23 protein-coding genes are annotated in these 22,389 nt (G+C 68.6%); 13 read left to right on the top strand and 10 right to left on the bottom strand.

Annotated elements, in window-relative coordinates:
• Positions 1-47: 47 nt before the first annotated feature.
• From ASF63_RS00965 to ASF63_RS00930, 8 genes are all read left to right on the top strand, one after another.
• A complete protein-coding gene (locus tag ASF63_RS00965) occupies positions 48-467 on the top strand; it encodes a hypothetical protein (protein WP_056508547.1) in 420 nt (139 codons plus the stop codon).
• 87 nt (positions 468-554) lie between these two features.
• A complete protein-coding gene (gene paaA, locus ASF63_RS00960) occupies positions 555-1,556 on the top strand; it encodes a 1,2-phenylacetyl-CoA epoxidase subunit PaaA (protein WP_056508544.1) in 1,002 nt (333 codons plus the stop codon).
• Positions 1,556-1,861, top strand: a complete 306-nt coding sequence (paaB, locus tag ASF63_RS00955) for a 1,2-phenylacetyl-CoA epoxidase subunit PaaB (RefSeq protein ID WP_056308954.1) — start codon at positions 1,556-1,558, stop codon at positions 1,859-1,861. Before paaA ends, paaB begins: the two co-directional genes overlap by 1 nt.
• Positions 1,858-2,700, top strand: coding sequence for a 1,2-phenylacetyl-CoA epoxidase subunit PaaC (paaC, locus tag ASF63_RS00950; RefSeq protein WP_056508542.1), 843 nt, complete (start codon positions 1,858-1,860; stop codon positions 2,698-2,700). The genes paaB and paaC overlap by 4 nt, the downstream gene beginning before the upstream one ends.
• Before the next feature lie 20 nt (positions 2,701-2,720).
• A complete protein-coding gene (gene paaD / locus ASF63_RS00945) occupies positions 2,721-3,245 on the top strand; it encodes a 1,2-phenylacetyl-CoA epoxidase subunit PaaD (protein WP_056510085.1) in 525 nt (174 codons plus the stop codon).
• Positions 3,245-4,423, top strand: a complete 1,179-nt coding sequence (paaE, locus tag ASF63_RS00940; RefSeq protein ID WP_056508540.1) for a 1,2-phenylacetyl-CoA epoxidase subunit PaaE — start codon at positions 3,245-3,247, stop codon at positions 4,421-4,423. The genes paaD and paaE overlap by 1 nt, the downstream gene beginning before the upstream one ends.
• Positions 4,424-4,433: 10 nt before the next feature.
• Positions 4,434-5,204, top strand: coding sequence for an enoyl-CoA hydratase/isomerase family protein (locus ASF63_RS00935; RefSeq protein ID WP_056508538.1), 771 nt, complete (start codon positions 4,434-4,436; stop codon positions 5,202-5,204).
• A gap of 77 nt (positions 5,205-5,281) precedes the next feature.
• Complete coding sequence (locus tag ASF63_RS00930) at positions 5,282-6,805, top strand: ATP-dependent DNA ligase (protein WP_056508536.1); 1,524 nt, start codon at positions 5,282-5,284, stop codon at positions 6,803-6,805.
• 2 nt (positions 6,806-6,807) lie between these two features.
• On the opposite strand, the gene ASF63_RS00925 is transcribed toward ASF63_RS00930, so the two are convergent.
• The 4 genes from ASF63_RS00925 to ASF63_RS00910 are packed head-to-tail and all read right to left on the bottom strand — an operon-like array spanning position 6,808 to position 10,807.
• Positions 6,808-7,317: a phosphoribosyltransferase gene (locus tag ASF63_RS00925; protein ID WP_056510084.1), complete on the bottom strand. Its 510-nt coding sequence runs from the start codon at positions 7,315-7,317 to the stop codon at positions 6,808-6,810.
• 48 nt (positions 7,318-7,365) lie between these two features.
• Complete coding sequence (locus tag ASF63_RS00920) at positions 7,366-8,211, bottom strand: transglutaminase family protein (protein WP_056508534.1); 846 nt, start codon at positions 8,209-8,211, stop codon at positions 7,366-7,368.
• The gene (locus ASF63_RS00915) at positions 8,208-9,134 is read right to left on the bottom strand and encodes an alpha-E domain-containing protein (RefSeq protein WP_056508532.1); all 927 of its coding nucleotides are present in this window, start codon (positions 9,132-9,134) and stop codon (positions 8,208-8,210) included. The genes ASF63_RS00920 and ASF63_RS00915 overlap by 4 nt, the downstream gene beginning before the upstream one ends.
• Positions 9,128-10,807, bottom strand: coding sequence for a circularly permuted type 2 ATP-grasp protein (locus tag ASF63_RS00910; RefSeq protein ID WP_056508530.1), 1,680 nt, complete (start codon positions 10,805-10,807; stop codon positions 9,128-9,130). The genes ASF63_RS00915 and ASF63_RS00910 overlap by 7 nt, the downstream gene beginning before the upstream one ends.
• Positions 10,808-11,010: 203 nt before the next feature.
• On the opposite strand from ASF63_RS00910, the gene ASF63_RS00905 reads away from it, so the two are divergent.
• The 3 genes from ASF63_RS00905 to ASF63_RS00895 are packed head-to-tail and all read left to right on the top strand — an operon-like array spanning position 11,011 to position 14,126.
• On the top strand, positions 11,011-12,774 hold the full coding sequence (locus ASF63_RS00905) for a thiamine pyrophosphate-binding protein (RefSeq protein WP_056508527.1): 1,764 nt from the start codon (positions 11,011-11,013) through the stop codon (positions 12,772-12,774).
• A gap of 27 nt (positions 12,775-12,801) precedes the next feature.
• Positions 12,802-13,656 carry a PhzF family phenazine biosynthesis protein gene (locus tag ASF63_RS00900; RefSeq protein WP_056508524.1) on the top strand — a complete coding sequence of 285 codons (855 nt, stop codon included), beginning with the start codon at positions 12,802-12,804 and terminating at the stop codon, positions 13,654-13,656.
• Positions 13,657-13,691: 35 nt separating this feature from the next.
• The gene (locus tag ASF63_RS00895) at positions 13,692-14,126 is read left to right on the top strand and encodes an NUDIX hydrolase (protein WP_056508522.1); all 435 of its coding nucleotides are present in this window, start codon (positions 13,692-13,694) and stop codon (positions 14,124-14,126) included.
• A gap of 35 nt (positions 14,127-14,161) precedes the next feature.
• On the opposite strand, the gene ASF63_RS00890 is transcribed toward ASF63_RS00895, so the two are convergent.
• Entirely contained in the window at positions 14,162-14,542 is a 381-nt protein-coding gene (locus ASF63_RS00890) for a VOC family protein (protein ID WP_056311863.1), read from the bottom strand.
• Between the two features lie 139 nt (positions 14,543-14,681).
• On the opposite strand from ASF63_RS00890, the gene ASF63_RS00885 reads away from it, so the two are divergent.
• A complete protein-coding gene (locus tag ASF63_RS00885) occupies positions 14,682-15,896 on the top strand; it encodes a hypothetical protein (RefSeq protein ID WP_157534204.1) in 1,215 nt (404 codons plus the stop codon).
• A 3-nt stretch (positions 15,897-15,899) separates the two neighbouring features.
• Here the strand turns inward: ASF63_RS00885 and ASF63_RS00880 are convergent, their stop codons facing one another.
• The 5 genes from ASF63_RS00880 to ASF63_RS00860 form a co-directional block, all read right to left on the bottom strand.
• Complete coding sequence (locus ASF63_RS00880) at positions 15,900-16,529, bottom strand: response regulator transcription factor (RefSeq protein WP_056308987.1); 630 nt, start codon at positions 16,527-16,529, stop codon at positions 15,900-15,902.
• Complete coding sequence (locus ASF63_RS00875) at positions 16,526-17,740, bottom strand: histidine kinase (protein ID WP_056508519.1); 1,215 nt, start codon at positions 17,738-17,740, stop codon at positions 16,526-16,528. Before ASF63_RS00875 ends, ASF63_RS00880 begins: the two co-directional genes overlap by 4 nt.
• 36 nt (positions 17,741-17,776) lie before the next feature.
• On the bottom strand, positions 17,777-18,532 hold the full coding sequence (locus ASF63_RS00870; protein ID WP_056508516.1) for an ABC transporter permease: 756 nt from the start codon (positions 18,530-18,532) through the stop codon (positions 17,777-17,779).
• Position 18,533: 1 nt separating this feature from the next.
• On the bottom strand, positions 18,534-19,508 hold the full coding sequence (locus ASF63_RS00865; RefSeq protein ID WP_082477763.1) for an ABC transporter ATP-binding protein: 975 nt from the start codon (positions 19,506-19,508) through the stop codon (positions 18,534-18,536).
• Positions 19,509-19,591: 83 nt separating this feature from the next.
• The gene (locus ASF63_RS00860; protein ID WP_056508514.1) at positions 19,592-21,463 is read right to left on the bottom strand and encodes an FAD-dependent monooxygenase; all 1,872 of its coding nucleotides are present in this window, start codon (positions 21,461-21,463) and stop codon (positions 19,592-19,594) included.
• Between the two features lie 132 nt (positions 21,464-21,595).
• Here ASF63_RS00860 and ASF63_RS00855 point away from each other — a divergent pair, with 132 nt between their 5' ends.
• Positions 21,596-22,297, top strand: a complete 702-nt coding sequence (locus ASF63_RS00855; protein WP_056508512.1) for an IclR family transcriptional regulator — start codon at positions 21,596-21,598, stop codon at positions 22,295-22,297.
• Positions 22,298-22,389: the final 92 nt, after the last annotated feature.

The raw sequence follows: 22,389 nt of genomic DNA, 5'->3' as shown, positions 1-22,389 counted from the left end.
ACAGACGGAACGGCCCGTCACCCGATCACGTCGTCTAGCGTGGAACGATGATCACCCGAGAACTGGCTGTATCCCTGCGCGACGCCGGTCTCGTGTGGCATCCAGCCGAGGGCGATCGCTTCCAGCTCGACCTCCCGAACGATGTCGAGCTCGAGGCTGAGGCCGACGTCTTCACCGTGAGCGAGATGACGATCGAAGCTCGTCAGACGCCCAGCGGCACGGATCTGGCGTTCAACGGCACGACCGAGTGGGCACTCGATGCCGTCACCCTCGCCGATGCGGTCTGGCTTCCGCGCGAGGACCAGCTGCGCGAGCTGCTGCGGGGCACCTTCCGCGCCCTGACCCGCGTCTCCGATGCGTTCGTCGTCGAGGTGGAGATCGCCGGCGAGGCGCTGAGATTCGAGCATCCGGATCCTTCTGAGGCCTACGGCAGAGCTCTTCTCGACCTCGTCTCACGCTCCCGCTGATCACGCCGCCTTGCGCGCCGACGACCTCCATGTCAGAATTACCTAACGACCGGTCAGTAAAGCCGATCGGATACCGAGGAGTCGATGATGACCAGCCCCGCAGATCTCTCCCTCGTCGAAGACGAGCTCTCCGACGATGAGCGCCTGTTCGACGAGCTCATCGCGAACGAGCAGCGCATCGAGCCGCGAGACTGGATGCCCGACGCATACCGCAAGACGCTGATCCGTCAGATCTCGCAGCACGCGCACTCGGAGATCATCGGCATGCAGCCGGAGGGCAACTGGATCACCCGGGCCCCGAGCCTCAAGCGCAAGGCGATCCTGATGGCGAAGGTGCAGGACGAGGCCGGTCACGGGCTCTATCTCTACTCCGCAGCGCAGACCCTCGGGATCACGCGCGACGAGATGATGGACCAGCTCATCAGCGGCAAGGCCAAGTACTCGTCGATCTTCAACTACCCGACCCCCACCTGGGCCGACATGGGCGCGATCGGATGGCTCGTCGACGGCGCCGCGATCTGCAACCAGGTTCCGCTGTGCCGCGCGTCGTACGGCCCCTACGGACGCGCGATGGTGCGCGTCTGCAAAGAGGAGTCCTTCCACCAGCGCCAGGGCTTCGAGATCCTGCTCTCGCTGATGCAGGGCACCGACGAGCAGAAGCAGATGGCGCAGGACGCCGTGAACCGCTGGTACTGGCCGAGCCTGGCGATGTTCGGGCCGCCGGATGACCAGTCCCCCAACTCCGCCCAGTCGATGAAGTGGAAGATCAAGCGCTTCACCAACGACGAGTTGCGCCAGCGTTTCGTCGGCATGCTCGTGCCGCAGGCCGAGATCCTCGGCGTGACCCTTCCCGATCCCGATCTGCGCTTCGACGACGAGACCGGCCAGTACGCGATCGGCGAGATCGATTGGGACGAGTTCTTCGAGGTGCTGCGCGGCAACGGCCCGTGCAACGCCGAACGTCTCGAGCGCCGCCGCACGGCGCACGAGGCGGGCGCATGGGTGCGCGAGGCCGCGGCCGAGTACGCCCGCAAGCAGCGTTTCGGCTCGCCTGCGGCTCGCTCAACGACCGGCATGGGAGTGGCGTGATGGCGACGCCGGGAGCCGATGAACGCGAACCCTGGCCCCTCTGGGAGGTCTTCGTGCGGGCGAACCGTGGACTGAGTCACGTGCACGTCGGCTCGCTGCACGCCCCGGATGCCGACATGGCGATCCGCAACGCCCGCGACCTCTACACGCGCCGAGGCGAGGGCGTGTCGATCTGGGCCGTTCCCGCCGACGCGATCACCACCAGCGACCCCGACGCCAAGGGCGCCTACTTCGAGAGCCCCGCCGGCAAGAACTACCGGCATGCCGTGTACTACACGGCCTCCGAAGGGGTGCCGCACCTGTGAACGACATCCAGGCGGACATTCACGGCGATGCGCACGGCGACGTGTCGGTCGACGCTCTGCGGCTGAGCGAGGAGCTCACCGGATCCGGCTCCGCCGCGGCATCCGCCGACATCGCCGAATACGCGCTCTGGCTCGGCGACGACGCCCTGATCCTCTCTCAGCAGCTCGGCGAGTGGATCGCCCGCGCGCCGGAGCTCGAAGAGGACGTCGCGCTCGGCAACATCGCCCTCGATCTGCTCGGTCATGCCCGCTCGTTCCTGCACTTCGCGGGGTCGTACGACGGGCGCTCCGAAGACGACCTCGCGTACTTCCGCGACGAGCCGGAGTTCCGCAGCGCCTGGATCGTCGAACAGCCCAACGGCGACTTCGCTCAGACGATCGCGCGTCAGTTCGTCGTGTCGACCTACATGTTCGAGCTCTACTCCTCCCTGCGCGCGAGCACCGATCCGACCTTCGCGGCGATCGCCGAGAAGTCGCGCAAAGAGGTCGATTACCACCGTGACCACGCGGTGCAGTGGGTGCTTCGCCTCGCGGGCGGCACCGACGAATCGAGGCGGCGGATCATCCGCGCACTGGGCGATGTCTGGCCCTACGTCGAGGAGCTCTTCCGCGATGAGCCCCTGATCGACCGACTCGGCGATGCCGCTGCGCGGCCGTCGACGCTGCGCCCCGGTTTCGACGCGGTCGTCGACACCGTTTTCGCCGAGGCGGAGCTCGAGACACCCCCCGTCTCTGCCTCCTCCGCCGGCGGCAGACGAGGGGCGCACGCGTCACCGCTCGGTCATCTGCTCGCCGAGATGCAGGTGCTCGCAAGACGGCATCCGGGAGCATCGTGGTGACCGCAGAGGACCACCGGTCGTTGAGCGAGCGGAGCGAGACGAAACGCCGTGTCCTCTTCGAGACGGACCACGCGACGGCCTGGCGGATCGCCGCAGCCGTCGCCGACCCCGAGGTGCCGGTGCTCACGATCGAAGACCTCGGCGTGCTCCGTGCCGTCGCGGTCGACGGCGACACAGTCACGGTCGACATCACGCCGACCTACAGCGGATGCCCGGCGATGGACACGATCCGCGACGACGTCATCCTGGCCCTGACCGTGGCCGGCTACGAGAAGGTCGAAGTGCGACTCGTGCTCTCCCCCGCGTGGACGACGGACTGGATGTCGGATGCGGGCAAGCAGAAGCTGTCGCAGTACGGCATCGCCCCTCCGACCGGACGCTCTGCGATCTCATCCGGACCGATCCGTCTCGCGATCAGCGTGCGCTGCCCCCGGTGCGGATCGCTGGACACCCGCGAGGTGTCTCGCTTCGGATCCACCTCGTGCAAGGCGCTGTTCGAATGCCGCGCCTGCCTCGAACCCTTCGACCACTTCAAGGTGCATTGATGTCACTGTTCGCCTCCCCCGGCATCGCTCCGGCGGCCCCCGCACACCGAGCCGCGTCGACGACGAAGAGGCGCGCACGCTTCCATAGGCTGGCCGTCGAAGAGGTGCGGCCGCTCACCGAGGACTCGGTCGAGGTGACCTTCACCGTCCCCGCCGACCTGGCCGACGACTACGACCACCTGCCCGGCCAGTACGTGGCGCTGCGCACGACTCTCGAGGGCACCGAGGTGCGCCGGTCGTACTCTCTGTGTCGGGCCCCCGAGCACCGCACGGACGAGCAGATCGCGGCCGGGATGCCGACTCGGCTGAGCGTCGCCGTGAAGCGCGACGAGGGCGGCCTGTTCTCCACGTGGGCGCAGACGGGATTGCACCCGGGCTTCGAGATCGACGTGATGAGCCCGCAGGGCACGTTCACCTCGGGCCTGGACGACCTCGATCAGCGCCACGTCGTCGGTATCGCCGCGGGCTCGGGCATCACACCGCTCATGGCTCTCGCGCACACCGTGCTGACGCGCTCTGAGACCTCGCGCTTCACGCTGCTGTACACGAACCGCTCGACACTCGATGTGATGTTCCTCGAGGACCTCGCCGATCTGAAGGACCGATACCCGACTCGCCTGACGCTGCACCATGTGCTCTCGCGCGAGCAGCGCACGGCACCCGTGCTGTCGGGGCGGATCGACGAGGAGAAGCTGCGGACGATCCTGCGGATGCTGATCGACCCGACCCACGTCGACGAATGGTTCCTCTGCGGGCCGCTCTCGCTCGTCGATCTGTGCCGAGAGGTGCTCGCCGACGTGGGTGTGCCGCGGGAGCACATCCGGTTCGAGCTCTTCACGACAGGCGATGAGCCGGTGCGCACGGCCCGACCGGTCGAGGTGAGGGCGGGCGAGAAGACGATCCGCATCGAGGTCAACCTCGACGGCGTCTCCTCGACCGTGGAGAGTCCGGTCGGCGCTCACGAGTCCGTGTTGAACGCGGCGCTGCGGGTGCGCCCCGACGCCCCGTTCGCGTGTGCGGGCGGCGTCTGCGGCACGTGTCGCGCACGAGTCATCGAGGGCAGCGTGACGATGACCGAGAACTACGCCCTCGAGCCCGACGAACTCGACCGCGGCTACGTGCTGACCTGCCAGTCCCACCCGACGAGCGACCGCGTCGTGGTCGACTACGACGTCTGAGGAGCATCCGATGATCGATCTCACCATCGAGGACGACGTGGCGACGGTCGTCCTGAACGCGCCGGCGAAGCTGAACTCGCTCGACGAGCAGGCACTGCGGGATCTCGGACGCGCCTACGACGAGGCCGATGCCGCAGGAGTTCGTGCGCTCGTGCTGCGCGGCGAGGGCCGGGCATTCTGCGCCGGTCGTGACATCTCTGCGGTCGACCCGCGCGACGATGACGTCTCGGGCTACCTCGATGGCCTCGTCACGCCGCTGCTGCAGAGGATGTCGCGCTTCCCCGCGCCGACCTTCGCGGTTGCACACGGCGCCTGCCTGGGCGTCGGACTCGGACTCCTGATCGCCACCGACGTCGTCTACGTCGCGGAGTCGGCGAAGGTCGGCTCGCCGTTCGCCGCACTCGGAGCCACCCTCGATTCCGGAGGCCATGCGCTCTTCGTCGAGCGGCTCGGGGCGCACAAGACCCTCGACCTCATCTACACGGGTCGGCTGATGAGCGGCACCGAAGCTGTGACATCGGGGCTGTTCTCGCGCGTCCTCCCCGACGACGAGGTGCTGCGGACGACGACGGATGCCGCGGTGATCGCCGCACGAGGTGCCACCGCGGCATTCCTCGCGAGCAAGCAGCTGGTCGCCCGGATTCGCGACGAGCGCCTCGCTCTCTGGGACTCGATCGAGATCGAGAACGCCGCGCAGGCAGCCCTCTGCGACACCGATGACTACCGCGAGGGCTTCGCGGCGTTCCAGGAGAAGCGGAAACCGGAGTTCCGCGGGCGCTGAGCCGACGTTCATACTGCGGCTCGACAGGCGAAAGCAAGGCCGTCGTCGATGTCGGATGCCGATGCGAGACTGCATGCATGTTGCTCTCGGAGCTCGTCACCACCGCAGACACCGTCACCGCGACCTCATCGCGGCTCGCCAAGATCGATGCGCTGTCGCAGCTGCTCGCGCGCGCTGACGCGGAGGACGTCCCCGCCCTGGTCGGACTGCTTCTCGCGTCGCCTCGTCAGGGGCGCCTCGGCGTGGGCTGGCGAGGGATCTCAGCTCTCGACGTGCAGCACGCCGATGCACCGTCGCTGTCGATCAGCGATGTCGACGACGCGTTCGAGACCCTGACCCATGCGTCGGGCTCAGGATCTGCGTCCGCACGGAGCGGCCTCCTCTCCGTCCTCGCCAGCCGCGCCACCACCGGCGAATGGGACTTCCTGTCGCGCGCGATGCTCGGGGAGCTGCGCACCGGTGCACTCGGCGGTGTCCTGCTCGACGCGATAGCACGCGCCTCCGATCGTCCGGTCGCCAGCGTGCGCCGTGCCGCGATGCTGTCCGGCGACCTGGGCGAGACCGCCGTGCTCGCCCTCCACGGAAGCGCCGATGCTCTCGAGGCCGTCGGCCTGCAGGTCGGGCGCCCGGTCCTTCCCATGCTCGCCTCGACCGCACCCACGCCCACCGCCGCGCTCGAGATCACGGGCCGCGCCTCGGTCGAGTACAAGCTCGACGGAGCGCGCATCCAGGTGCACCGCCACGGCGACGACGTGAGCGTCTACACCCGCAGCCTCGCCGACATCACGCACCGCGTGCCCGAGATCGTCGAGATCGTGCGGACCCTCCCCGCTCACGACCTGATACTCGACGGCGAGACGCTGTCGCTCGACGAGGACGGCGGCCCTCGCCCGTTCCAGGAGACCATGTCGCGGTTCGGAGCCGACGTCTCGCGCGACCTCGTGCTGCGGCCCTGGTTCTTCGACGTGCTGCACGTCGACGGCCGCGATCTGCTCGACGAACCGCTCTCGACCCGACTGACCGAGCTGGAGAGGGTCGTGGGCGAGTGGCGCATGCCCGGCATCGTGACCGACGATCCCGCAGCCGCCGAGCAGCTGTCGCGTGACGCTCTGGCAGCCGGACACGAGGGAGTACTCGTCAAGGGCATCGACGCTCCCTATTCGGCCGGCCGCCGCGGCAAGTCCTGGGTGAAGGTCAAACCCGTGCTGACGTACGACCTCGTCGTGCTCGCCGCCGAGTGGGGTTCGGGGCGCCGCCAGGGGTGGCTGTCGAACCTCCACCTCGGTGCGCTCGATCCCGACGGAGAGTTCGGCGAGCCGGGCGGATTCGTGATGGTCGGCAAGACCTTCAAGGGACTCACCGACGAACTGCTGCGCTGGCAGACCGAGAACTTTCCGCCACTCGAGACACGGCGCACCCAGAGCACGGTGTTCCTGCGGCCAGAGTTCGTGGTCGAGATCGCCGTCGACGGCGTGCAGCGATCGCCTCGCTACCCCGGTGGCATCGCCCTGCGTTTCGCCAGAGTCAAGGGCTATCGACCCGACAAGACGCCGTCCGGTGCCGACACGATCCAGACGCTGCGCGCGCTGCTGCGAGGCTGAGCTCAGGCGCTCGGCGCGAGACCGAGGTCCTCTTCGCGGACGGTGCCCTGGTACGACCACGGGAAGTTGATCCAGAGATCCGTGTCCTTCCAGGCGTAGTCGGGCTGGATGATCGTCGACGGCTTCGTGTAGATCGTGACCGAGCGCACATCGGCGCCCTTGTCCTTCAGCAGCTGCACGGCCAGCGCGAGGGTACGCCCCGAGTCGGCGACGTCATCGACCAGAAGCACGCGCCGGCCGTCGAGGTAGGCCATGTCGAGCTCGGGCGGCAGAACCTCGGGCGCATCGAGCACCGTCCCGATGCCGGTGTAGAACTCGACGTTGATCGCTCCGCAGTTCTTCGCGCCGAGGCCATAGGCGATCGCGCCGGCCGGCAGCAGACCGCCTCGGGCGATCGCCACGACGACCTCGGGCATGAAGCCGCTGTCGAGGATCCTGCGCGCGAGGTCTCGCGTCGCCGATCCGAAGCCGTCCCAGGTGAGCGTCTCGCGCTCGATCGAAGCATCCGTCATCGTCTCATTCTTCCCCACCGACGCCCTCCTCCAGGCCACGCCCGCCCCTCATCCGAGACGGGTGACCTCGACGGACACGAACAGCGCCGAGACGCTCGGGCCGGCGTACACACCACGCAGCGGCGGCACGTCGGTGTAGTCGCGTCCGTGCCCGACGTAGACGTGCGATTCGCCGACCTCCACGAGGTTGGTGGGGTCGTATCCCCGCCACTCGCCGGAGTACCACTCCACCCAGGCGTGCGACTCCCCCGTCACCGGCTGACCGATCGCAGCTGTCGGGTCGGGGTGCAGGTACCCCGAGACGTAGCGCGCCGGGATCCCCGCCGCGCGCAGCACGCCGAGCGCCACGTGGGCGATGTCCTGGCAGACGCCGGAACGCGTGGGCCAGGCGTCGCGCGCCGTCGAGCCCACGCCGGTCACGCCGCTGCGATACTCCATCGCCTCCCCCACGGTCTTGCAGATCTCGAAGGCCGTCTCATCGACCCCGCCACCCTCGGCCTCGATCCGCAGCGCGAGCTCGTGCATCTCCTCGTCCGGGGCGGTCGCCGGCGTCTGCGTCACGCACTCGGCGAGAGCGAGCGACAGCGGGATACGAGCCGCGAGCTCATCCCAGTCGATGCCGACCCCCGTCTGGGGCAGCGGTCTGACGTCGACCACGCTGGTCGCCGTGACCGAGAGCTCCTGATGCGGGGTGAGCACTTCGAAGGTCGAGACCCGCGTGTCCCAGTAGTCCGCGTACGAGTGCTGCGTCGCCGTCGGCGAGATGTCGAGAGTCGCCTGCAGCACGAACTGCCCGTCACGCGAGTGCGGCAGCATCCGCGCCTCGTTGTATGACGCGGTCGCCGGCTGCTCGTAGCGGAATCCCGTGCGGTGCACGATCCGAAGCCGGCTCACAGTGCCTCTCCGATCCACACGGGCATAGCGATCGACGGGAAGTACCGCTCTCTGATCGCATCACTCGCCATCGACATCCCCACCTGGACCTCCTCCATGCTCTCGGACAGACGATGCACGGTGTCGCCGATCGGTCGGTACTCCAACTCGGATCGCATGCGACCCAGCACCCTGTGAGCGCGATCCGGAGTTCCGAAGGCGCCTGCCGGATCGATCCCGCGCAGGCAGTCCTCGGCCTGGAGGATGCTGGAGAGCACCGACCGCGGGAACAGCCGATCGACGAGCAGGAACTCCACCGCGGAGGCCCCGGTCGGCACGGCCCGATGACTGCGCAGGTGGGCCTCGTATGCGCCGCAGCTGCGCAGCAGTGTCGTCCAGCTGGGTCCACCGGCCTCTGTGAGCGACCGCGTCGCCAGCAGACGAGCCGTCATGTCGGCGCGCTCGATCGAGCGGCCGAGGACGAAGAAGTGCCAGGCCTCGTCCCTGCTCGTCGACGAGTCCACGACCCCGAAGGCGAGCGCCGACCGATCGCGCACCCACCGGAAGAACGGGTGCGTCTTGTCCGAGGCGATCCGTCGCGGCATCCGCGCGTTCGACTCGTTGAGCGTCTCCCAGAGATCCGTCGAGATGATCTCGCGCGCACGGCGCGCGTTCTCCCTCGCGGAGGCGATCGAGTGGGCGATCGAGGCGGAATGATCCCGATCCAGCGCGAGCAGCCGCACCACGTCGTCGCGGCTCAGCACCGCGTCGTCATCGGCGGTCGTGCCCATGACCGAGAGCAGCGCACGGCAGGCGGTGTCCTCCTCGACCCACGGGTCCTCGAGCAGCAGCTGCAGGTGCACGTCGAGGATCCGTGCGGTGCCGTCCGCCCGCTCGACGTATCGTCCGATCCAGAAAAGCGCCTCAGCGATCCGACTCAGCACGTCGCACCCCCCTGTTGCTGCTGTTGCTGCTGTTGCTGGTGGTGACGCAGCTCGAGGTCCTCGTCCTGCGGCGAGGAGAGGAACGGCTGATGCGACTCCTCCCGATGCGGTGACACGATCGCGATCGCCCCCGTGGCGAGAGAGACCTCATCGGCGGCGGGATCGGGCTCTCCCGTCACGGTCGTCGTCGGTCCGGTGAACAGAGACGGGTCCAGCACCCAGGTGTCCTTCGATCCTCCGCCCTGACTGGAGTTCACGACCAGCTGCCCCTCGGGCAGCGCCACCCTCGTGAGTCCGCCGGGGAGCACCCAGATGTCCTGTCCGTCGTTGACGGCGAACGGGCGCAGGTCGACGTGCCGCGGACGGAACCCGTCCTCGACGAGAGTGGGGATGGTCGACAGCTGCACGACGGGCTGCGCGATCCACCCTCGCGGATCCGCGAGCAGCGTCTTGCGGAGCTCATCGAGCGTCTCGCGGGATGCGTCCGGTCCGACGACGAGCCCTTTGCCGCCCGAGCCGTCGACCGGCTTCACGACGAGTTCGTCGAGCCGATCGAGCACCTCCTCGAGGGCATCCGGTTCCTCGAGCCGCCAGGTGTCGACGTTCGGGAGCACCGGCTCCTCCCCCAGGTAGTAGCGGATCAGGTCGGGCACGTACGTGTAGACGAGCTTGTCGTCGGCGACCCCGTTGCCGATGGCGTTCGCGAGTGTGACATTGCCGAGCCGGGCGGCGAGCATCAGCCCCGGCGCCCCGAGCACGGAATCCGGTCGGAACTGCTGCGGGTCGAGGAACTCGTCATCGACTCGTCGGTAGATCACGTCGACGCGGGTGGGACCGGCCGTGGTGTGCATCCACACGCGACCGCCCGAGCAGAACAGGTCGCGTCCCTCGACCAGTTCGATGCCCATCATGCGGGCCAGCAGCGTGTGCTCGTAGTACGCCGAGTTGTGCACGCCGGGGGTCAGCACCACCACCGTCGGATCGTCGACGCCCGCGGGCGCTGCCGCGCGCAGAGCCTGCAGCAGGTGGCCGGGATAGTCGACGACCGGACGCACGCGCAGACTCGTGAACAGCTCGGGGAGCGTCTGCGCCATCACCCGCCGGTTGGCGAGCACGTAGCTGACGCCGCTGGGCACGCGCACATTGTCTTCGAGCACCCGCCAGGCTCCCGCCTCATCGCGGATGACGTCGATGCCCGCGACGTGGATGCGGACGCCGTTCGCCCCCACGATTCCCGCCGCCTGACGATGGAAGTGCGATGACGAGCTGATCAACGGCGCGGGGATCACTCCGTCCTGCACCGCGAGCTGCGGCCCGTAGGCGTCGGCCAGAAAGGCCTCGAGCGCCCGGACGCGCTGCTTCACCCCGGATTCGACCAGCGTCCAGTCGTCCGCGGCGATCACTCGAGGCACCACGTCGAGAGGGAATGGGCGTTCTTCGCCTGCGAAGTCGAATGTCACGCCCTGCGCGAGGTAGGAGCTCGCGAGCGCATCCGTGCGGGCGCGCAGCTCGGCGTCGTCCATGCCCGCGAGCGCCGGATACATGTCCTTGTAGGGAACGCGAACTCCCTCGCCTCCCGGAGCGGCATCCGCGGGGAACATCTCATCCCACGGGGCCGCTCCCGCCCGCTGCGGTGATCGACGCGAGGTGTACCCATTGAACAGCGACTCCATGACCGCATGTTTGCCTGTCACCGTTTCGGCGGTGTTACGCCCGCGAGACGGGGCCGCGTCAGTGATCGCGGCTGTAGGATCGAGACGTCCGGCGCTCTCTGCCGCCGGTGCCTGAAAAAGAGGCACGAAGCACCCCACGACGACGCGGGGGCGAGACACATACGGAATCGCACGTCTCCGTCCCTGTCTCGAAAGGCTTCCCCATGCCCACCGTCTCCGCGCACGTCGCCCACACCCTCGCCCAGCACATCGACGCCGTCTTCGGCGTGATGGGCAACGGCAACGCCTACTTCCTCGACGCGATCGAGACGCAGACGGATGCGGTCTTCACGGCCGTCCGCCACGAACAGGGCGCTGTCGTCGCGGCCGACGCGCACTTCCGGGCCTCCGGACGCATCGCCGCCGGGACTTCGACCTACGGCGCGGGCTTCACGAACACGCTGACGGCTCTCGCCGAGGCCGTGCAGGCCCATGTGCCGCTCGTTCTCGTGGTGGGCGATGAGCCGACGTCCGGCCCTCGCCCGTGGGATGTCGATCAGATCGCGCTCGCATCGGCCGTCGGCGCCCGCACCTATACGGTCGGTCGCGCGGATGCCGCCGCGACCACCGTGATCGCGATCGAGCACGCGCTGACCTACCGCGTGCCGGTCGTCCTGGCCATCCCCTACGACGTGGCCGCGCTCGAGGCCGGCGCTGTGCCCGAGGCGCCGGCGCCCCGACTCCCCGCGCCGCTCGCCCCTCGCGGCGAATTCGCCGAGGGCACGCTGGGTGAGATCGCCGCGTCCCTGGCCGGAGCATCCCGCCCGTTCCTGCTCGCCGGTCGTGGCGCCTGGCTGGCCAGCGCGGGTGACGCGCTGGGCGAACTCGCCAGCCTGACCGGTGCCCTCACCGCATCGTCGGCACTCGGTCGCGGCCTGTTCCCCGAGTCGCAGTACGACCTCGGCGTCACCGGCGGGTTCGGTGCCGACGGCGCCATGGAGCTCGTGCGCAGCGCTGACGTCGCCGTCGTGTTCGGCGCATCCCTCAACCAGTTCACGATGCGCTTCGGCGAGCTCTTCGCGCCCGGCACCCGTGTCTTCCAGATCGACATCGCCCCGGCTGCCACGCACCCTCATGTCGGCGGCTTCGTCCGTGCGGACGCCCGCCTCGCAGCCGAGGAGCTCGTCACGCGCGTCGGCTCCCTCGTCTCCGGCACCGCTCCCGAGATCGACTCTGCCGAGCACAGCTTCGGACCTGAGGCACGCCGTGCCGAGACGCCGGGACTCACGGACGGCGCGTCGCACAGGGCTTCCGAAGCTGTGCTCGGGACGCCGTGGCGTGAGTCCGTCGACGTCGCCGCGGCACGCACGTACGACGAGGGCGACGACCTCGCCGCAGACGGGCGCCTGGACCCCCGGTCGGCCGCACGCCGCATCGCCGAGCTGCTGCCGAGCGACCGTGTCGTCGTCTCCGACGGCGGACACTTCATCGGCTGGGCGAACATGTACTGGCCGGTCGAGGCCCCCGACCGCATGATGATGGTCGGCACCGCCTTCCAGTCGATCGGACAGGGCTGGCCGAGTGTCGTCGGCGCGGCTCTCGCCCGCCGCGAGTCGACCGTCGTGCTGACGTCGGGCGACGGCGGCGGCCTGATGGCGATCGCCGACCTCGAGTCAGCCGTCCGTGCCGCCCAGGGCCGCGGCATCGCGGTGATCTGGAACGACGCGGCCTACGGCGCCGAGGTCAACCTGTACGGCCTCAAGGGACTCGCGGAGGGGCCGATGCGGATCCCCGAGGTCGACTTCGCCGCGTTCGGCGCAGCTGTCGGTGCCGAGGGGGTCGTCGTGCAGACCCTCGCGGATCTCGACCGGCTCGGCACCTGGGCACTCGAGGATGCCACGACTCGACGATTCCTCCTGCTCGACCTCCGCATCTCGGGCGACGTCATCGCGCCGTACCAGCAGGAGATCATCCGCGTGAACTCGTGACCCTGCGGGATCGCTAGGCTCCTCGTCATGACCGATGACCTCGACGTCCTGCGCTACAGCGCGTTCGCTGCGACCCCCACTGGGGGGAACCCCGCAGGGGTCGTGCTCGACGCCGGCGGGATGTCCGAAGAGCGGATGCAGCGCATCGCCGCCGACGTCGGATACTCCGAGACCGCGTTCGTCGTCGGCCGGGCCGCGGATGCACCGGTTACGCGTTATCGGGTGCGCTATTGGTCACCTGCTGCCGAAGTGCCGTTCTGCGGTCATGCGACGGTCGCCACCGCCGTCGCCCTCGCCGAGCGCGACGGTGTCGAAGACGTGGTCTTCGACACCGATGCCGGCGCCGTCACGCTGCGGTCGGTCGCCGACGCGGACGGTCGGATCACCGTGTCGTTCACGAGCGTCGAGCCCCAGGTGCGCGATCTCGACGCGTCGGTGCTCGAGAGGCTCTTGAGACTGTTGAGCATCGAGGTCGCGGACCTCGACGAACGCTTCCCTCCGAAGGAGGCGTTCGCCGGCAACTGGCATCCGGTCATCATTCTCCGTGACCGAGAGCTGTTCGATCAGTTCCGCTTCTTCCCCGCCGATGTCGCCGCGCTCATGCGCGAGCAGGGGTGGCTCGGCACCGTGACGATGCTGCACGCGATCGGCCCTGCGGACTTCGATGCGCGCAACCTGTTCCCGGTCGGTCGCATCACCGAAGACCCGGCGACGGGGTCAGCGGCGGCATCCGTGGGCGCATACCTGCGGGATCTCGACCATGCAGAGCAGACCGTCCGCATTCACCAGGGCGCGCACGTGCGTCGCCCGAGTCTGCTCACCGTGACGATCCCGCCGACCGGCGGCATCGTGGTCTCCGGCGGGGCGTTCCGACTGCCATGAGCCTCATGCCTGTGCTGCTGCGTTAGCCTTCCGGGATGCCTGCCATCCGCAACATCGCCGTCGGCCTCCCCGTGAAGGACGGGCATCTGCTCGCCCTCGAAGGACACGACCGCTCACGCCGACTCGACTTCCTCCGTGCGATCGGCGGGGGGATCGAGTTCGGTGAGACGGCGGTGGAGGCGCTCCGGCGAGAGTTCATGGAAGAGCTCGGCGCCGAGCTCGAGGGCGCCGAGCCGCTCGGCGTCTTCGAGAACATCTTCACGTACGAGGGCGCACCCGGGCATGAGATCGCCCACGTCTTCGCGGTGTCGTCCGCAGCGCTCGATGCCGTGCCTCTCGACGCAGAGCTCCGCATCCTCGATGAGGGCAGTCCTGTGCGCTGGGTGCCCCTCGCGGACATCGAGTCCGGCGTCCGCGTGCTCTTTCCGGAGGGCGCGCCAGAGGCCCTGCGCACGATCTCCGCACGCTGACCTCGGCCTGCCGTTGCCTCAGGCCTCCCGCTGCGTCAGGCCTGCGCGCTGTAGTCGGGAAGTTCCTGAAGAGTCCAGGTATTGCCGTCGGGGTCGTCGAACCAGACGAAGCGCCCCCAGCCCAGGTCTTCGACGCCCTTGGTCGTCACGCCCACGGCTTCGAGCTGTGCCTTCGCCTCATCGGCGTTCGGCACCACCACCTGGATCGTCTTCTGCTGCCCCGGCTCGAGAGGAATCTCGAGTCCCGTGCCGAAGGCGATCGAGCAGGCGGACCCCGGCGGAGTCATCTGCACGAAGCGCAGACCCTCGTACGGAACCTGGTCGTGGTCGGGGTTGAATCCGATCTTCGTGTAGAACTCCTTCGAGCGGTCGACGTCGGTCACCGGCACGAAGATGAGCTCGATCTTCCAAGTCATCATGCGCTCCTCGCTGTGGGCGTCGGCGCCCATCGGCCCTCAGGCTACGCGGGGCTTCCGACACCCGCCAGAGCGGTGGCGGATTCCGAACCCCGATGACTGGCCGCGCGCGTGCTCATCGGTGACGGATACTGGTCCGGTGACGCGACGACGAGAGCATGACCGGATGCAGCTGATCATCGAGGCACTCGGCAAGCCGCAGGGCGACCTCGCCGTGAGAGATCTGATCGCCGCGTTCGGCACCGCACCTGCAGAGACCGCCGCGTATCGGATCGGGGAGCCGGTCGTGCTCTCGCAGCACCTGCGATTCGGATCCGGTGGGGAGATCGTGCTGCATGACGACGTGGTCATCGCCGTGATCCTGCACCTCACACCCACGTCGTTCGCCCCGCGGGGACTCGACGTGGCCGAGTGGATCCCCGGGATCGGCAACAGCGCGACGTTCGCCGACTTCAGAGCTAGCTTCGACGTCCCGTGGAGGTTCGCAGAGGGCGACCGCTACTTCGTGCTCGATGCCGCGTATCTGCGCCCGGAGTTCGTGAAGTACGGAGGCCGGCGAGCCGGCGACCTCCAGCGCGTGGCGTTCACCGTGGAAGACCCGAAGGACACGTGCCGTCCGGCCCACGACGGCTGCCCGGTGTGCCGCGAGCTGATCGCACGCACCGAGGACGGTCTTTTCGATCTGGACGGCACGATCCACCGTCTCAGCGACGGCCTCGAGGCAGGAGTGCTCACGAGCAGGGACGGGCCGGTGCCCCTCGCCGATCTCCGCCCCCTGCACGCCTCCGACCTGTTGGAGCGAGTGGAGAGCCAGGTCACCTGCACCGCGTGCGGCCGGGTCGCATGTCTCACCCTGTATCGCGACTCCTCACCGACGTTCGGCCATCACCCTCTGGATGCCGCACTGCGACGACCCCACGAAGCGATCCCTCCCGTCGAGCGATGGGGCGACGCCGCTCGCATCGCCGCGGCGCGAGAGGCGATGCGCTACGTCGACCATGAACCCGGCTCGTGGTTCCTGGTCGAACAGCAGGGCGACCTGTACCTCGACTCCCGATACTCGATCAGCTCGATGCTCGACGACTCGTGCCTGATCCGCCTGGATGACGCCGAGCGCCGCCAGTACCGCGAAGCGGGCCGCGACACCCTCACCGAGCTCGCCCGGCGCATCGACAGCACCGGACCCCATCGGGAAGAATCACCCTTCCATCTGCGGAACCTCCGTCGATATCCCGAAGACGGAAGGGACTACACCACCGAACTCCGAGCTGCGATCGCCGACCACACCTGGCTCGCCCGGCAGAAGCAGGCAGCGGCACAGCACGCGCGTGCCGCATCCGCTGCGGAGGGATGAGCGTCAGATCCAGCCCTTGTCGAGCGCGATCCGCACGGCCTGCGCGCGGTTCGCCGCGCCCGTCTTCCCGATCGCCGCGGAGAGGTGATTTCGCACGGTTCCCGCAGACAGGAACACCTCGGCCGCGACGGCAGCGGCCGATCGGCCGTCCGCAGCGAGACGGAGCACCTGGCGCTCCCGCTCGCTCAGTGGGTTCGCACCGTCGAACAGGCTGTCTGCGGCGAGCGCCGGATCGAGCACGCGCACGCCTCGATGCACCCGACGCACCGCCTCCGCCAGCTGCTCGGCAGGGGTGTCCTTCACGATGAACCCGCTGGCTCCGGCATCCAAGGCCGACCGCAGATATCCGGGGCGAGCGAAAGTGGTCACGATGAGGATCTTCGTCGTCGGGCTCGCCTCGCGGACCCGACGCGTCGCCTCCACGCCGTCCATGCCCGGCATCTGGATGTCCATCAGACACACATCCGGCCGTAGCTCCTCCGCGAGCCGCAGCGCCTCTGCACCGTCTGATGCCATGCCGATCACGGTGAGATCGGGCTCGAGGTCGAGCAGTGCCCCCAGTGCGCCGCGCACCAGCGCCTGATCGTCGGCGATGAGCAGACGAATGCCTGCGCCCTCGCTCGCGGTCGTCACCAGGTCACCTCCACTCTGGTCCCCGAGCGTTTGGCGTCACGCGCTCCGGCGATCACGAAGCCGGCTCCTGCTGCCGCCGCACGCTCGCGCATGCCACGGATGCCGTTGCCCGCGCCTTCACCTGCGCCTTCAGGCATGCCGATCCCGTCGTCGTCGACCACCAGCCGCCCGGGCGCCAACAGCACTCCCACCGTGCGGGCCTGCGAATGACGCAGCGCATTGGTCGTCGCCTCACGCAGGATCCAACTCGCGGTGATCGCCTGCACCGGTGAGAGGGCATCGGCCTCGCCATGAACCCGCAGTTCGATGTCGGCCGCGCGGAGCGAGTCCCGAGACGATGCGAGCTGCTCGACGAGCGTCGTCGCCCGCGCACCGGACACCGATGACCTCACCCCGGCGATCGCCTCCGCTGTCAGCCGCTCGATGTCGGCGAGCTCCGCCTTCGCGCGCTCCGGGTCGGAGTCCATGAGGCGGCGCACGAGCTGCGCCTTGAGACCGACGACCGTCAGCGAGTGGCCGATCAGGTCGTGCACGTCGCGTGCGACGGCTTCGCGCCCCGCACTCGTCGCCAACTCGAGTCCGAGCTGCTCGGCCTCTCCCGAGCGGATGATGAGCCAGGTCGACACCGTGTTGACGACGCCCAGCAGTCCGATGATCGCCAGCACCGACAGATAGCTGAGGCCTCCGGGGAGCAGGAAGACGCACAGCGCTGCGACCGCCAGGGCGGCGACCGTCGTGATCCAGTGCCACACACGCGTCAGCCCGTAGGAGGCGAACGACATGATGAACGGAAGGAAGCTGAGCGCGGAGCCGCCTTCTGCGGGCACGGAGATCAGCGCGCAGACGATGAGGAGCGCGAACGTGACCCACTGCCGCGCAGACGGCGGTCGCCCCAACCCACCCCCGCCGCGCATCCCGTGCATGAAGCCGGTGACGTACAGCACCACGAAGGCGATCAACGCGATCCAGCCCACGACGATCCACGCGGGCGGCGCCTCGGAGCGCAGCAGCGCCAGCACCGGGTAGACGAGGAAGACCAGCCAGATCACGGCCATCAGCCAGCCGAACCGCGCCCAGGGATCCTTCCCGACCGGTCCACGCGGGGCGCGCGGTCCCGGTGCCGACCATGCGGCCGGCGGGGCTCCCAGGGCGGCGAACCCCCGTGACTCCCCGGATGCCTCCGAGGATCCCCGCTTCGAGTGCTGCGTCATCCGTCCAACCTATCGACGACGGGCAATTCCGGGCTCCTACTGACGCGCCCGAGAACGCTTCATACCCATGGTCACCAGCAGCGCGAACAGCCCGAGCCACACGATGACGTTCAGGAACAGCATCCACAGCTCATCCGTCTGCCCCGTGGTGAGGACACCGTCGGTCAACGGCCAGCGACTGAGGGCGACGAAGCCGTACAGGGGCGTGAAGCGGGCGATGTCGAGCATCACCCCGTCGAGCGGCATGAAGACATTGCCGAAGAACGCGAAGAACGTCATCGAGATCGAAGCCAGCGCTGCGGCGGAGTCCGAGCTGAAGAACAGGCCGACGCCGAGTCCGAACAGCCCGTACATCAGGCCGATCCCGAGGATGATGGCGGCGGTGGCGACCCAGCGCCACGCATCCTCGACCTGCGCGCCGGTCATCATGCCTGCGGAGAAGACCGCTACCAGTGCCAACGCAGCGAAGACGACGGATGTGAGCAGCTTGGTCAGTGCGTAGCCTGCGGTCGTCAGCGGGGTCATCGCGAGCTGACGACCCCAGCCCTGCTTCGCCTCAGTCGCCGCGAGCGAGGTCAGCGAGCTCATCGCGACCGCCGTGCCGTAGGCGGCCATCGAGGTCATCACATAGAAGGAGACGTTGCCATGGCCGGCCGAGAGCGAGCCGTAGCCCATTCCCGCACCGAACAGCAGGTACATCGCGACCGGCATCGCCAGCGTGAATGCGAGCGTGTATGGGTTGCGCAGCTGACGGATGCCTTCGATACGCAGCATGGTGGGTGAGACGAGCATGTCAGTTCTCCGTCAGGGCCGTGAAGGCGGTTTCGAGGGTGGCGGCGGCGATCTCGATGTCGTGCGCGCCGTTGTCGAGCAGAATGCGGGCGGCGGCGTCCGAGTCCGCTGCCCGCAGGCTCAGTCGGTCCCCGTCCAGTCGCACGTCGACGACGCCGTCTTCGTCTTTCAGCGTCGCGACGAGCGCCGCATCGGCCGGATCGATGGTCGCGGAGAGGCTCCGCTCGCCCAGACTCGCCCGCAGCAGCGCCGTGGGGGCGTCCGCGACGATCGCGCCGCGGTGCATCACCACCGTCCGACGCGCGAACTGCTCCGCCTCCTCCAGGTAGTGGGTGGCGAAGACGATCGTGCGCCCGGCATCCGCATCCGCCCGCATCACATCCCAGAAGTGCCGCCGGGCTGTGACGTCCATGCCTGCCGTCGGCTCGTCGAGCACGAGGATGTCGGGGTCGGAGACCATCGCGAGTGCGAACTTCACCCGCTGCTGCTCTCCACCGGAGCACTTCGACACCCGGCGGCGGGCGAGGTTCTCGAGATCGGCACGGGCCATGACCTCGGGCACGCGTGCGGCGGCTTCTGCTCCGTACAGCGAGGCGATGAGGCGCACGGTCTCGCCCACGGTCAGGTCGCCCAGCAGGCCGCCGGACTGCAGCACCGCGCCGATCGCGCCGTTCGATGTCGCCCGCTCGGGCGTGACCCCGAGCACCTGGACGCTGCCGGTGCTCGGTTGCGTGAGCCCCAGGAGCATGTCGAGCGTGGTCGTCTTGCCCGCGCCGTTCGGCCCCAGCAGTGCCACGACCTCCCCCCGGCGGATCGACAGATCGATGCCGGCCACGGCCTGCACGCGGCTGTCGCCCGAGCCGAAGTGGCGCGTGACGCCGCGCAGCTCGAGCACGACCGGATCATGGTTCGGGGCATCGGATGCCGGACGAGCGGCGGCCTGCGTCGCCGGCCGGCTCGCGGAGGTGTTGTTCATGCCTCCAGCCTTCCGGAGCGGCGACGACGGCGCCGGAGGGCGGTGTCATCTCCTTGCCATGACACGTGTCATGCTGCGGGCGCTCAGGATGCCGGCAGCAGTGCTCCCTCGAAGAACGACGTCAGCTCATCGACGGCATCCAACGGCAGGATGGCCGCAACGTACTGGTCGGGGCGCACCACGACCACGACACCGTCCCGCGACAGCTCACGCGCCTCGAAGATGTCGGTCTCCGTCCACTTCGACGGCCCGGCCGCGTAGACCTTCTCCCAGTCGGTGAGCCCGAGCGGACCGGTCTTCGGCTGGAACAGGGCGGGAGCAGAGGTGACCTCGACCTCCTCATACGGCTGCTGGTAGATCGCTTTGACGTCGAAGACGGAATCCTGATCGGCATCCGCCGGCGTGAATCGCGCCAAGGCCGGCCCCGCCTGTGAGGCCCAGGCGTCGAGCGTCGCGGCATCTCGACCGCCGAAAGCGTAGACGCGCCAACGTCCGTCGGCCGTCGCATGGTGGCCGAGGTGCACGACGTTGCCGTCGCCCACCCGCACGACCTCTGCCGACTTGAAGCGCTTGCCGAGCGGGAACCCGGCGGCGAGCGCCTGGTGCGCATCGGAACCCGTGATCATCGACGACGTGTACTGCGTCATGAAGCCGGAGGGGAACTCCGCCGTCGCGAGGTAGTACGTCGCGAGATCGTTGGGGTCGGTGATCTCCGAGGGCTTGCGCGCCATCAGCGTCGACCACTCGCGGTCGAAGTCGATGAGCTGCTGCGCCACGGGTCGACGCTCGGCACCGTAGGTCGCGAGCAGCGCCTCGGGCGCCCGTCCGGTCAGCACCGAACCGAGCTTCCACCCGAGGTTGAAGCCGTCCTGCATCGAGACGTTCATACCCTGCCCGGCCTTCGCGCTGTGCGTGTGGCAGGCATCGCCGGTGAGGAACACCCTCGGCGTGCGACCCGACCCGTCGATCACGTCGTCGAATCCGTCGGTGACCCGGTGCCCGACCTCGTAGACGCTGTGCCATGCGACCTCTTTGACGTCCAGTGTGTAGGGGCTCAGGATCGCGTTCGCCTTGCGGATGATCTCCTCGATCGGGGTCTGCCGCACGCGGTGGTCGTCATCCTCTGCGACCTCACCGAGGTCGATGTACATCCGGCTGAGGTATCCGCCCTCGCGCGGGATGTGCAGGATGTTGCCCGCCTCCGAGTTGATCGCGCACTTGGTGCGCCAGTCCGGGAAGTCCGTGTTCACGAGCACGTCCATGACGCCCCACGCGTGTGCGGCGCTCCCGCCGACATGCGTCCGTCCGATGGCCTGACGCACGCCACTGCGCGCACCGTCGCAGCCCGCGACGTACTTGGTTCGGATCGTGCGCTCCTCGCCCGCGCGCTCCCCCGCGACGTATCGCAGCGCGACCTCGACCGGGTACTCGCCCTCGTCGTGCACGGTCAGCCCCACGAACTCGATGCCGTAGTCGGGGGCGATGCGACCGGGGCCGTTCGCCGCGGCCTCGGCGAAGTAGTCCAGCACGCGCGCCTGGTTGACGATCAGGTGCGGGAACTCGCAGATGTCATAGGCATAGTCGGCGGTCCGCGAGGTGCGCACGATCTCGTTCGGCCGCTCGGGGTTCGGTCCCCAGAAGTTCATCCAGCCGATGTTGTACGCCTCGGCGATGATGCGCTCGGCGAAGCCGAAGGCCTGGAACGTCTCGACGCTGCGCGGCTGGATGCCGTCGGCCTGCCCGAGCACCAGACGCCCCTCACGCTTCTCGATGATGCGAGTGGAGACATCGGGGTACTGCGACATCTGCGCGGCGAGCAGCATGCCCGCGGGGCCGGAGCCGACGATCAGGACGTCGATCTCGTCGGGGAGGTCTGCGGGCCGTTCTGTGCCGATGCCGTCGGCATCCTTCACGCGCGGGTCTCCCGAGACATAGCCGTGGTGGTGGAACTGCATCGTCGTCGATTCCTTCCGGACTTCTCTGTCAGGTGTTGCCATCGAACAAATCGTGTTCTATATTCGAACACGACGTTCTACTATTGAACACAGCTTAGAGACACCCTTCGACGAACACAAGGGAGCGCACTGATGTCCGAAGGCACTCCGGCCTCGCAGACCCTCAGCCGCGGCATTCGCATCCTCGAAGTGTTGGCCGACGCGCGGATCCCCCTCACGATCGACGAGATCGCCGGGCGACTCGACGTGCATCGCTCGATCGCCTATCGGCTGCTGCGCACGCTGGAAGACCACCGACTCATCGGGCGCGACGCCTCGGGCTCCGTCACGCTCGGCCCGCGCATGGCCGCCCTCGCGGCGGGCGTCGCGCACGATCTGCAGGCCGAGGCGCTCCCCGAGCTCACCGCTATCGCGAACGAACTCGGCATGACCTGCTTCTTGGGGGTTCTCGACGGAGACGACTGCATCACACTCGCGAGCATCGAACCCCGACACGCGATCGCGAGCGTCGCCCAGCGCCCGGGTGCCCGCCACTCCGTGACCGTCGGCGCACCGGGCAAGGCGATCCTGACGCAGCTCACCGCGTCGGAATGGCCCGACCACGCGAGCGGCTCACTGCGCGCCGAAGTCGACGAGGCGCGCATGCGCGGATACGCGACGAGCCACGACGAGGTCATCCCCACCGTGCAATCGGTCGCGGTCCCGCTCGCTCTCCGCGGTCAACGCCCCGCGGCGATCGCGGTCGTGCACGTGGCCACCGACCTCGACGACGCCGAGATCGCGGCGCGTCTGCGGCGCTCTGCGTCGGCGATCCGAGAAGCCCTCGACGGTTGACGTCGTTCACAATTCAGCATGAATGGGAGACGGCAGATGCGTCGCCCCCGAAGAACCGGAGCGACGCATCGCCTGCACCATCATCGATGCTG

This window comes from Microbacterium sp. Leaf320 (genome assembly GCF_001423485.1).
GTDB lineage: Bacteria > Actinomycetota > Actinomycetes > Actinomycetales > Microbacteriaceae > Microbacterium.
Note: the sequence above shows the minus strand (reverse complement) of the source record. Positions and strands in the feature narration are given on the sequence as shown.

What these genes read in the sequence shown, in the direction of transcription:
- paaE (WP_056508540.1), top strand. Translation starts at nt 3,245, where the DNA reads ATGTCACTGTTCGCCTCCCCCGGCATCGCTCCGGCGGCCCCCGCACAC.
- ASF63_RS00900 (WP_056508524.1), top strand. Translation starts at nt 12,802, where the DNA reads ATGACCGATGACCTCGACGTCCTGCGCTACAGCGCGTTCGCTGCGACC.
- ASF63_RS00910 (WP_056508530.1), bottom strand. Translation starts at nt 10,807, where the DNA reads ATGGAGTCGCTGTTCAATGGGTACACCTCGCGTCGATCACCGCAGCGG.
- ASF63_RS00935 (WP_056508538.1), top strand. Translation starts at nt 4,434, where the DNA reads ATGATCGATCTCACCATCGAGGACGACGTGGCGACGGTCGTCCTGAAC.
- ASF63_RS00925 (WP_056510084.1), bottom strand. Translation starts at nt 7,317, where the DNA reads ATGACGGATGCTTCGATCGAGCGCGAGACGCTCACCTGGGACGGCTTC.
- ASF63_RS00875 (WP_056508519.1), bottom strand. Translation starts at nt 17,740, where the DNA reads ATGACGCAGCACTCGAAGCGGGGATCCTCGGAGGCATCCGGGGAGTCA.
- ASF63_RS00865 (WP_082477763.1), bottom strand. Translation starts at nt 19,508, where the DNA reads ATGAACAACACCTCCGCGAGCCGGCCGGCGACGCAGGCCGCCGCTCGT.
- ASF63_RS00895 (WP_056508522.1), top strand. Translation starts at nt 13,692, where the DNA reads ATGCCTGCCATCCGCAACATCGCCGTCGGCCTCCCCGTGAAGGACGGG.
- ASF63_RS00860 (WP_056508514.1), bottom strand. Translation starts at nt 21,463, where the DNA reads ATGCAGTTCCACCACCACGGCTATGTCTCGGGAGACCCGCGCGTGAAG.
- paaA (WP_056508544.1), top strand. Translation starts at nt 555, where the DNA reads ATGACCAGCCCCGCAGATCTCTCCCTCGTCGAAGACGAGCTCTCCGAC.
- paaB (WP_056308954.1), top strand. Translation starts at nt 1,556, where the DNA reads ATGGCGACGCCGGGAGCCGATGAACGCGAACCCTGGCCCCTCTGGGAG.
- ASF63_RS00965 (WP_056508547.1), top strand. Translation starts at nt 48, where the DNA reads ATGATCACCCGAGAACTGGCTGTATCCCTGCGCGACGCCGGTCTCGTG.
- ASF63_RS00905 (WP_056508527.1), top strand. Translation starts at nt 11,011, where the DNA reads ATGCCCACCGTCTCCGCGCACGTCGCCCACACCCTCGCCCAGCACATC.
- ASF63_RS00870 (WP_056508516.1), bottom strand. Translation starts at nt 18,532, where the DNA reads ATGCTCGTCTCACCCACCATGCTGCGTATCGAAGGCATCCGTCAGCTG.
- ASF63_RS00930 (WP_056508536.1), top strand. Translation starts at nt 5,282, where the DNA reads ATGTTGCTCTCGGAGCTCGTCACCACCGCAGACACCGTCACCGCGACC.
- ASF63_RS00855 (WP_056508512.1), top strand. Translation starts at nt 21,596, where the DNA reads ATGTCCGAAGGCACTCCGGCCTCGCAGACCCTCAGCCGCGGCATTCGC.
- ASF63_RS00890 (WP_056311863.1), bottom strand. Translation starts at nt 14,542, where the DNA reads ATGACTTGGAAGATCGAGCTCATCTTCGTGCCGGTGACCGACGTCGAC.